Genomic DNA, 9,584 nt, shown 5'->3' on the forward strand with positions numbered 1-9,584 from the left:
CGGCAGCCGGCTCAGATAGGCCAGGTTCGAGTAGCCCGTCCCGAAGTCGTCGATCGCGATCTGCACGCCCATGTCGCTCAGCGCCTGGAGCGCCTGGAGCGGCCGGCCGGCCGAGCCCATCACCGCGGACTCGGTCAGCTCCAACTGGAGCAGGTGCGGTGCCAGCCCGGTCTCGGCCAGGATGCCCGCCACGTCCGCCACCAGGTCGGAGTCCCAGACCTGGCGGACGGCCACGTTGACGCTCACGAAGAGCGGCCGTTCCCGGGGGTGGTCGGCGGCGTGGTGGGCGGCGTGGTCGGGTTCGTCGGGGAGGAACCGACCGCGGTCACGATCTGGTTGAAGAGCGTGGCGTTGGCGTCCAGGCCGAGCAGCGAGTACATCATCGCGCCCGCCAGACCGCGCTGGTGCCCGTAGTCGGCGCGGGCCTGGATGGTCCGCTGGTCGAGGCCGGTGAAGAACTCGCCGTCCTTGTAGAAGTACGCCGACTTGGCCTGGTCGTCCCAGAAGGTCGTGGCCGCGTTGTCGACGATGCCGCCGAGCTCCTTGTAGTGGGCGATGCCGGCCTGCTGGCTGACCGGACGGGCCGCGGAGGCTCCGGTGGCGGGCTGCGCGAGACCGTTGGCGGACCCGGCCGGGACCCCCTTCCAGCCGCGGTAGTAGAACTCGTAGCCCAGCGTCAGCTTGTTCGCCGGGAAGCCGCCCGCGATGCCGTAGGCGGGCTTGCCGTCGATCCAGGAGTCGATGGCGTTGTCGATCGAGTACTTCTCGGTGCCCGGCTTGATGGCGTCCGTCGGGTCGTTGGCGCCCGAGTACAGCGGGGACTGGTGGTACGTCGGCCCGTCGCCGTCCCAGGCGCCGTGCATGTCGTACGTCATGATGTTCGCGTAGTCGAGGTACGCGCCGATCTTGTCCGTCTCGATGTTCTTGATCTTGTCCTGGCCGGCCGGGAGCGCCGCCGTCAGCAGGTACTTCTTGCCGCCGTGCGCCGCGCCGTACTCGTCCAGCTGCTTGCGGAACTCGGCCAGCAGCAGGGTGAAGTTGGCCTTGTCCTCGGGGCCGTAGTGGTTGCCCAGGTGACCGTCGGGCGAGCCCGGGTACTCCCAGTCGATGTCGATGCCGTCGAAGATCCCGGCCGCCGTGCCCGGACCACCGTAGCCGCCCTCGACCGGCAGGTCGCCCGCGATGTACTGCTTGACGCAGGAGGCGACGAGCTTCTTGCGGCTCGCGTCGGTGAGCGCCGCGTCGTGGAAGTACTTGGAGTACGTCCAGCCGCCCAGCGAGATGTTGATCTTCAGGTTGGGGTGCTTCGCCTTCAGTTCCTTGAACTGGTTGAAGACGCCCACGATCGGCTGGTCCCACTTGTCGGCCACACCGTCGACGCTGTCCGCGGCCGCGAAGGAGCGCTGGTAGTCGGCGTAGGAGTCGCCCGCGCCGTCACCGGCGTTGGGGTTGGCGTCGTCGCCGGCCGCCTTGTTGGCCTCGAAACAGGTGAGGTCGGTCGGGTGGATGTTCCCGAACGAGTAGTTGATGATGTCGAGCTTGCCCGCGATGCCCCGGGTGTCGAGGTGCTTGGGATAGAAGGCGTTCCCGTACACGCTCCACTGGTCGTAGTACGCGATCTTCACGCCCCCGGACGAGGGGGCGGCGGCGTCGGCCGCCTGGGCGGAACCGAGTCCGGCGGTCACGGCGAGCGCGCCGGCGGCGAGCGCGGAGCTCACCAGCGCGGCGATGAGGGGTCGTCTGCGGGGGTGCACGTGCGGCCTCCGAGGGAGTACTGGGGGTGGTGCCGTACAGGAACTGGAGCAGTGATAGCCCCCGCGTGAACAGCACGTCAATGGTCTGAACCAGATTGAGGACTAGACCAATTCGCGCGTGAAAGACCTCGTCAGAGCGGTGCAGCACAAAGCGGAACCGCCCGCCACTACATGTGACGAGCGGTTTAAGGTTCGCTTAGGACTCCGCGGCCGGGTCGTTCGCGACCGAACCAACGCCCCGTGGAAACCCAGGTTTTACCCGAGGTCCTCCGGCAGGCCGTAGGCGTCCGCGATCAACTCGTAGCTCCGCAGCCGCACGTCGCCGCCGTGCGCGTGGGCCGTGATCATCAGCTCGTCGGCGCCGGTCCGCTTGCGCAGGTCGTCCAGACCCGAGCGCACCTCGTCGGCCGTGCCGTGGACGATGTTCGCCAGCCAGCCGTCCACGAACTCCTGCTCGGCGGGGCTGAAGACGTACGCCTCCGCCTCCTCGGGCGTCGGGATCAGGCCGGGACGGCCGGTGCGCAGCTGGAGCATCGACAGCGCGCCGGTGCGGACCTGGCGGCGGGCCTCCCGCGCGTCGTCGGTGGCCAGCGCCGAGACGCCGATCAGCGCGTACGGCGCGTCGAGCACCTCGGAGGGGCGGAAGGAGTCGCGGTAGAGGTCGAGCGCCGGGATGGTGTTGTGGGCCGAGAAGTGGTGGGCGAAGGCGAAGGGCAGACCGAGCGTCCCGGCCAGCCGCGCGCTGAAGCCGGACGAGCCGAGCAGCCAGACCGGGGGCCGGCCCTTCGGCCCCTGCACCGGACCCGGCACGGCGTGGATCCGGGCGTAGGGGTGCCCGTCCGGGAAGTCGTCGTCCAGGAAGCGGGTCAACTCGGCCAGCTGCTGCGGGAAGTCGTCCGCGCCCTCGTTCAGGGTCCGGGTCCGGCGCAGCGCGGCGGCCGTCGCCCCGTCCGTCCCGGGGGCACGGCCGAGCCCGAGGTCGATCCGGCCCGGCGCGAGGGCCTCCAGGGTGCCGAACTGCTCGGCGATCACCAGCGGGGCGTGGTTGGGCAGCATGACGCCGCCCGATCCGAGCCGGATGCGGCTCGTGTGGGCGGCGAGGTGGGCCAGGATCACGGCCGGCGAGGAGGAGGCGACACCGGGCATGGAGTGGTGCTCTGCCGTCCAGAGGCGGTGGTAGCCGCGCCGCTCGGCGAGCTTGGCGAGCTCCACGCCGGTGGCGAGCGCCTCCGTCGCGGTCCTTCCCCTGCCGACCGTCACCAGGTCCAGTACGGACAGCGGAACGACCGACTCCCCGTGTCCCGTGCCTCGAATCGCGTCGCTCACCGTGGGCCCTTCTGCGCAGTGACATACGTACGCCGGAGCACAACAGGAGGGTGTCTCCGGTTATTCCCCGGAGGTGATCGGGCGGGCTTCCGGGGGTGATCGAGTCCGTTTCTCCGAAAAAAATCTTCTCGACTTCGGGCCTCGAACGCCCGCCCGAGGCCGCCCGGACGATGCCCTGACCTGACACTCTGTGCGACAAGTGTGACCCTGGCATATGCCAGAGTGGTGAGGCCCAGCTTAGGGCTGTGGAGCTGCGCATTATTCTCGCCAACAGCCGCCCCGGAAACGGCGCTTGACGGCTATCGTGGTACGGAAGTACGGAAGCTTGCGGTCACAACCTGGTATGGGGAAACCGTGGCGCTGAAGCCCGAGCCCACCGCGCCGTTCCACTCGGTGCAATACGCCCTCCGTGTGCTGGAGACGGTCTCACGGCACGGCGGCGGGGTGACGGACGTCCAGATCGCGCGGGAGACAGGTCTGCCGACCGCCCATCTGGCCTCCCTGCTGCTCATGCTGCGGCGCGAGGGGTACGTCGAGCAGGTCAGCGACGGCGCCTACGTGATCGGCGACTCGCTGGTCCTGCTGGGTTCCGGCATAACCCGGCGCGAGGCACTGGAGCGCAAGCTCCAGGAGACCCTGACCGAACTGCGCGACTCGGTCGGCGCGGCGGTCTACATCAGCCGGTACATCGACGGCGAGGTGAAGATCACCCAGTTCGCCGACGGCCCGCGCACGCCCAAGGTCAACGAGTGGGTCGACTTCCGCTCGGCGGCGCACGCCAGCGCGGTCGGCAAGTGCCTGCTGACCCAGCTCGACCAGAACGGCCGCCGCGACCACCTGTCCCGGCACCGCATCGCCCGGCTGACCTCGCGGACGATCACGAACGAGAAGGTCCTCTTCTCCAAGCTCGACAGCCAGCCGCCGACGGTCCCGGTGCTCGACCTCCAGGAGTACGCCGTGGGCACGGTCTGCGCGGCGGTGCCCCTGACCGCGGGCGCGTCCGTGGGCTGCCTCGCGCTCTCCCTGCCGATCGAGCACGCCCACCGGCTGCGCTCGGCCGCGGACACGCTGAACCGCAGGGCGGCTCCGGTGGTCCTCTCGCTGGCGATCTAGGTCCCGTCCGGACGCGGGGGCCCTTCCTCGGCCGGCGGGGCCCCGGGATCCCGCCCGAAACGGCCGAAAGGGTGCCGCATCGGCGTGGTCAGGAGCACCCCCGCCGACCAGGTAGTATTTTCTCTGTCAGCAGGCGCCGCTAGCTCAGTTGGTTAGAGCAGCTGACTCTTAATCAGCGGGTCCGGGGTTCGAGTCCCTGGCGGCGCACAGACGGAAGAAGCCCCTCGCGCGAGCGGGGGGCTTCTTCGTGTGCCCGGACGGCTGCGGCCGCCCTGGCCGGGCCGTGCCTCAGGCGCGGAGGTAGGTGAGGACCGCGAGGACCCGCCGGTGGGTGTCCTCGGCGGGCGGCAGGTTCAGCTTCCCCAGGATGTTGCCGATGTGCTTGCCGACGGCGGCCTCGGTGACGACGAGGCGGCGGGCGATCTCCCCGTTCGAATGCCCTTCCGCGACGAGGGCGAGCACCTCGCGCTCACGAGGGGTCAGCGCCTCCAGCGGATCGCGGCGCCGGCGCAGCAGCTGCCGCACGACCTCGGGGTCCACGACGGTCCCGCCGTCGGCGACGCGGTGGAAGCCCGGCGGCATCCTGACGTCGGTGACGACGATGTCCGGCCGGTGCGCGGCGACCGCTTCGCCGAGGGCGTCCGCGTCGCCGACGGCGGCGACGACCTCGTGGCCGAAACGCGCCAGGAGACCGATCAGGCCCTCGCGGAGGAGGACGCTGTCCTCGGCGAGGACGACGCGGAGGGAGCGGTCGGTGCGGGACAAGGGATCTCCACTCGCAGGAGGGTGGGGCCGCCGGCCGGGCTGATGATCGTCAGTGTGCCATCGAGGACCGCGAGCCGGTCGGCGAGTCCGGTGAGGCCGCTGCCGCGCGCGGGGTCGGCGCCGCCCGCGCCGTCGTCGGTCACCTCGATCCGGAGCCGTTCGGCGGCGTACCGGACGGAGAGTCCGGCGCGGGTGGCGCCGCTGTGCTTGCCGATGTTGGCGAGGGCCTCGCAGACGGCGAAGTAGCCGGCGCTCTCGACCGCGGTCGGCAGCCGGGGCAGGCCGGGCGGGATGTCGGTGGTGACGGGGACGGCGGAGCGGTCGGCGGCGTCGGTGAGGGCCGCGCCCAGGCCGTAGTCGGCCAGGACCTGCGGATGGATGCCGTGGATCAGCTCCCGCAGTTCGGTGAGGACCAGGCCGGCTTCCGCGTGGGCCTGGCCGAGCTGGTCGGCGAGGGGGCCCGGCGGCGCGTCGAGCCGCGCCAGGCCGAGGGTCATGGTGAGGGCGACGAGGCGCTGCTGGGCGCCGTCGTGCAGATCGCGCTCGATCCGCCGGCGCTCGGCCTCGAAGGCGGCGACGAGCCGGGCGCGCGAGGCGGTGACCTCGCTGATCCGGTCCCTCAGTTCGGTCTCGCGGGGAGCGAGGAGCGCGCGGCTGAGCGCGGCGCGGGCACCGGCCAGCGCGGCGAGCGGGTAGAGGAGGGCCACCAGCAGCACCGCGCCGAGCAGGGCCGCGGCGAAGGCCTGCGGATACGAGGTGACCAGGTACGCCTTGACGACCTTGGCCTCCTCACCGTCGAGCGCGAGCTGCAGGGGGGCGCTCATCAGGATGACGGGCAGGCCGAGGGCGACGGCCAGGACGATCAGGTCGAGCGGCCACAGGACGGTGGCGTGCAGGACGGTGTAGGCGAGTTCCCGCCAGGTGGCCTGCTCACGCACCCGGAGGCGCAGCCAGACGCCGAGCCCCGGGGCGTCGGGAATGCGGTGCGGATCGGCGGCGGGCTCGTGCTCGACGAGCCGGAGCCGCCGCCGCTCGATGCCGCCGAGGGCGATCCCGGCGAGCAGGAGCAGGGGCAGTCCGACGAGGAAGAGGGAGAAGAAGAGGAGCAGCAGGAGCACCAGGAGGGCGGGCACGCCGGTCGCCACCCCGCTCGCGAGGTACGCGGCGGACCGCCAGGGCCAGGCGGTGCGGGGATACCGGGGCCGGGTGAGGGCCTGCCAGGGGGTACGGGGCTCCATGGCGCCCACGGTAGGCGGCGGCCGGCCGCCCGGGCCATGGGTCTGGCGGGCGTGCGGGGGTATGCCTGGCCCTACCCCCGGCCTCTTCAGGGACCGGGCACGGTCGCGGACGGGCTGCGGCCCTGGGCGGCGTACTGCGCGCGCAGGGTGTCGAGGACGGCCGGGGTCACCGGTTCGTAGGGGGCGTCCGGGACCGGGCGCCACCACACCGGGTCCGTGCAGAGGAAGGAGGCACGGCGCAGGGCGACGCGGTGGATCTTGTTCGTGGCGGTCAGCGGGAGTTCCGGCACGATGCGGACGAAGCGGGGCGGCATCTTCGTCCCGAGGTCCGGCTGGGCGGAGAGGAACGCGGTGAACGCCTCGGGGGTGAAGGCGGCCCCCGGCCGCAGGGCGATCGCCGTCATGACCTGGTCGCCGGCCACCGGGTCGGGTATCGCGTAGACCGCGACGCCCGCCGCGTGCTCCCAGCGCGCGAGGATGCGCTCGATCACCGCCGCCGCGAGGTTCTCGCTGTCGACCCGGAGCCGGTCGTCCGTGCGTCCGGCGAAGTAGAGGAAGCCTTCGGCGTCGCGGTAGAAGAGGTCGCCCGTCCAGTACCAGCCGTCCCGCAGTCGGGCGGCCTCCGCCTCGGGGTTGCGCCAGTAGCCCTCGAACGGGTTCCGGCCGCGGTTGACGAGTTCGCCGATCGCCGAGCCGGCGTTGAGCAGGGCGCCCGAGGAGGAGAAGCGGGCCTCCTGGCACTCCTCGCCGGAGACGGCGTCGACCACCGCCAGGTCGTCCCCGGGCGCCGCCCGCCCGATCGCGCCGGCCGGCGTGTCCGGGGTCCGCTGGATCGCCGCACCGCCCTCGGAGGAGCCGTACCCCTCGACCAGCCGTACGCCGAACCGCGCCTCGAAGCGGGCCGCGTCCACCGCCCCGGCCTCGGTGCCGAACCCGAGCCGCAGCCGGTGGCCGCGGTCGTCGGGCCCGGCCGGGGTGGCCAGCAGGTACTGGACCGCGCGCCCCACGTAGGTGAAGTACGTCGCTCCGAACTCGCGGACGTCGGGCAGGAAGCGGGAGGCCGAGAAGCGGTCCCGCAGCGCCACCCCCGCGCCGGCCGCGAGCGCCGGCGCCCAGTCGGCGATCACCGCGTTGCCGTGGAACATCGGCATGCAGACGTAGTGGACGTCGTCGGGCCCCAGCCCGAAGTGGGAGACGAGGGAGCGGCCGGCCGCGGCGAGCCGGCCCTGGCTGCAGATCGCGGCCTTCGGCGCGCCGGTCGAGCCGGAGGTGAAGTAGAGGAGCATCCGGCTGCCGGGGTGCACGGGGCGGACGACGGCCTCTCCCGGCTCGGCACCCTCGTACGGCAGCAGCAGGGCCCGGTAGGCGTCGGTGTCGGTCACCAGGATGCGCACGCCCGGCAGGGCGAGCCCGTCGAGCAGGGGAAGGTACGCCCGCTGGGTGACCAGGACCCGGCAGTCGGTGTGGACGATGTCGCGGGCCAGTTCCGCTCCGCGCCGGGTGGGGTTGATGCCGGCGACGGCGGCCCCGGCCAGGGCCGCCGCGCTCAGCCACAGGGGGAACTCCGGCGTGTTGTCGAGGAGCACCCCGAGGTGCGGCTCGGCACCCCGGGGCAACAGCTCGACGAGCAGCGCGGCCCGCGCGGCGGCTCCGGCGGCGACCTGGTGGTGGGTGAGGACCGACGCCCGGCTCCTCAGCCCGATCCGGTGATCGCCCCACTGACGCTGCACGAGCTCCGCCACGGTCATGCGCCGGACGGTAGCTGACTAGCCGTCAGAACTGAACATCCGAGCAGGCGTAGAAGGCGTTCGCGGTGTCCGCGATCGTCCACACGGCCAGGATCAGATGCTTGCCGGTCTTGCCCGCCGGGATGGTCCCGGAGTGCGAGAGCGTGGCCGGCGGCTGCTGGTTGTTGTAGGGGACGGTCAGGAAGGGCTGGGAGTCGAGGGCCGCCCGGGTGAGCGGCTTGGTCCGGTCCCAGCCGTTCTTGGTGATGTAGTACCGGAAGTCGGTGGTGCGGTGGCGGGCGGTGAACTGCCAGCGGAAGCTGTAGCTCTGACCCGCGGAGACCTGAGTGGCGGGCCAGTTGCCGCCGCGCGGGTCGTCGAGCTGGGCGAACTGGGTGAGGCCGGCGGAACAGATCCTGCCGTCGGCGGGTCCGGCGGCCGGGAAGCCCTTCGGACCCTCGACCGACTGCGGCTCCCACTGGATGGAGCCGCAGTTGGTCACCGTGCCGTTGGCGCAGAGCTTCTGCCGGCTGATCGGTGAGTCGGTGTAGCCGTGACTGCTGGCACTGCTCGTGGCGAAGAGGGAGGCGGCTGCGACGCCGAGCGCCACCGCCGCCACACCTGTCTTTTTGCGCATGCTGTCGCTCCAGGAGAACGTGGGGGAGTTCTGTGACCCGTGCTGCACGCGTGCGGATGATTCGGCCGTGGGTGGTGCGATGGTGCGGCGGTACCTATTCCGGTCTAGACCAAGTACCAAGGTATTGACGGAAGTTGAACATGTCCATACCAATCGCGGGATTCACGCGCCGTCCCCCGACGCGGTACGGCCCGTGTAGAACGCCACCGTCAGGTCCTTGACCAGCGCCTTGCGCTCGTAGTCGTCCAGCTCGACCAGACCACGCGCGGTCAGCCGGTGGACCACGTCGTCGACCGCGTCCACGACGGCGGTCAGCACGCTGTCCCGGTGCTTCGCGTCGATCGCCGCGATCCGCCGGCGCTGCATGGCGGCCGCGATCTCGGGGGCGTACTCGATCCGGGTCGGCTGCGCCGAGAACACGTCGACCCCGACCGGTGCGCACTCCGCCGAGAGCATCCGGGTCAGCGCCTCGCCGACCGCCTCCGCGTCGCGCAGCGTCGGGGCGTCCTCGTGGAAGGCGTCCGCCGGAAGCTGGGAGAGCACCCGCGCCATGGCCGCCTCGACCTGCTCACGCAGGTACGCCTCGTGCCCGTCGACCCCCAGCGCGGCCCGGACGGTGTCCCGGATGCGCCAGACCACGAGGACGACGACGTCGAGCGCGGTGCCCTTCGCGTCCACCGCGGAGAGCGGCTCGCTGCGCCAGTGCCGCAGCCGGACGTCGACCCGCCGGCGCAGCAGCAGCGGGCTGATCCACAGGAGCCCGGTGCGGCGGACGGTGCCCCGGTAGTCGCCGAAGAGGGTGAGGACGTAGGCGTGGCCGACCCGGCCGCGGCCGAGGCCCCCGAACGTGAAGAGCGTGGCCAGCACCCCGAGCGCGAGCAGGGCCCACTGACCGAGGTGGATGCCGTGGTACGGACGTACCGGCAGCCGCAGCATCCGGCCGAGCGCGTCGGGCACGGCGCCGGCCCACCACACGACGGCCGCGCATCCCGCGAGCGCCAGGAACCCGGCGACGACCCCGATC

Annotated in this window: 8 protein-coding genes, 1 tRNA gene and 1 pseudogene; 2 read left to right on the forward strand and 8 right to left on the reverse strand. The window is 71.9% G+C overall.

What is annotated here, in order from left to right; genetic code table 11:
- The 3 genes and pseudogenes from EAO71_RS14585 to EAO71_RS14595 all read right to left on the reverse strand — a co-directional run.
- Positions 1-273 (reverse strand): annotated as a pseudogene (locus tag EAO71_RS14585) (EAL domain-containing protein); the annotation flags it as partial.
- The gene (locus tag EAO71_RS14590; protein ID WP_261992135.1) at positions 243-1,754 is read right to left on the reverse strand and encodes a glycoside hydrolase family 18 protein; all 1,512 of its coding nucleotides are present in this window, start codon (positions 1,752-1,754) and stop codon (positions 243-245) included. The gene EAO71_RS14590 and the pseudogene EAO71_RS14585, both read right to left, overlap by 31 nt.
- Before the next feature lie 255 nt (positions 1,755-2,009).
- Entirely contained in the window at positions 2,010-3,080 is a 1,071-nt protein-coding gene (locus EAO71_RS14595; protein WP_147978128.1) for an LLM class flavin-dependent oxidoreductase, read from the reverse strand.
- Between the two features lie 354 nt (positions 3,081-3,434).
- Between EAO71_RS14595 and EAO71_RS14600 the strand changes: the two genes are divergently transcribed.
- Together EAO71_RS14600 and EAO71_RS14605 are read left to right on the forward strand one after the other, a co-directional pair.
- Positions 3,435-4,193, forward strand: coding sequence for an IclR family transcriptional regulator (locus tag EAO71_RS14600; protein ID WP_147978129.1), 759 nt, complete (start codon positions 3,435-3,437; stop codon positions 4,191-4,193).
- A 133-nt stretch (positions 4,194-4,326) separates the two neighbouring features.
- A tRNA-Lys gene (locus tag EAO71_RS14605) sits at positions 4,327-4,400 on the forward strand.
- An 81-nt stretch (positions 4,401-4,481) separates the two neighbouring features.
- Here the strand turns inward: EAO71_RS14605 and EAO71_RS14610 are convergent.
- The 5 genes from EAO71_RS14610 to EAO71_RS14630 form a co-directional block, all read right to left on the reverse strand.
- Positions 4,482-4,958, reverse strand: a complete 477-nt coding sequence (locus EAO71_RS14610; RefSeq protein WP_147978130.1) for a response regulator transcription factor — start codon at positions 4,956-4,958, stop codon at positions 4,482-4,484.
- A complete protein-coding gene (locus tag EAO71_RS14615) occupies positions 4,889-6,196 on the reverse strand; it encodes a sensor histidine kinase (RefSeq protein ID WP_147978131.1) in 1,308 nt (435 codons plus the stop codon). Before EAO71_RS14615 ends, EAO71_RS14610 begins: the two co-directional genes overlap by 70 nt.
- Before the next feature lie 86 nt (positions 6,197-6,282).
- A complete protein-coding gene (locus EAO71_RS14620; protein ID WP_147978132.1) occupies positions 6,283-7,944 on the reverse strand; it encodes an AMP-binding protein in 1,662 nt (553 codons plus the stop codon).
- A 25-nt stretch (positions 7,945-7,969) separates the two neighbouring features.
- The gene (locus EAO71_RS14625; protein ID WP_147978133.1) at positions 7,970-8,560 is read right to left on the reverse strand and encodes a lytic polysaccharide monooxygenase auxiliary activity family 9 protein; all 591 of its coding nucleotides are present in this window, start codon (positions 8,558-8,560) and stop codon (positions 7,970-7,972) included.
- 162 nt (positions 8,561-8,722) lie between these two features.
- On the reverse strand, positions 8,723-9,584 hold an 862-nt coding region (locus tag EAO71_RS14630; protein ID WP_261992136.1), incomplete at its 5' end, for an SPFH domain-containing protein.

The organism is Streptomyces sp. MS191, from assembly GCF_008042125.1.
Lineage (GTDB): Bacteria > Actinomycetota > Actinomycetes > Streptomycetales > Streptomycetaceae > Streptomyces.

What these genes read in the sequence shown, in the direction of transcription:
- EAO71_RS14620 (WP_147978132.1), bottom strand. Translation starts at nt 7,944, where the DNA reads ATGACCGTGGCGGAGCTCGTGCAGCGTCAGTGGGGCGATCACCGGATC.
- EAO71_RS14615 (WP_147978131.1), bottom strand. Translation starts at nt 6,196, where the DNA reads ATGGAGCCCCGTACCCCCTGGCAGGCCCTCACCCGGCCCCGGTATCCC.
- EAO71_RS14625 (WP_147978133.1), bottom strand. Translation starts at nt 8,560, where the DNA reads ATGCGCAAAAAGACAGGTGTGGCGGCGGTGGCGCTCGGCGTCGCAGCC.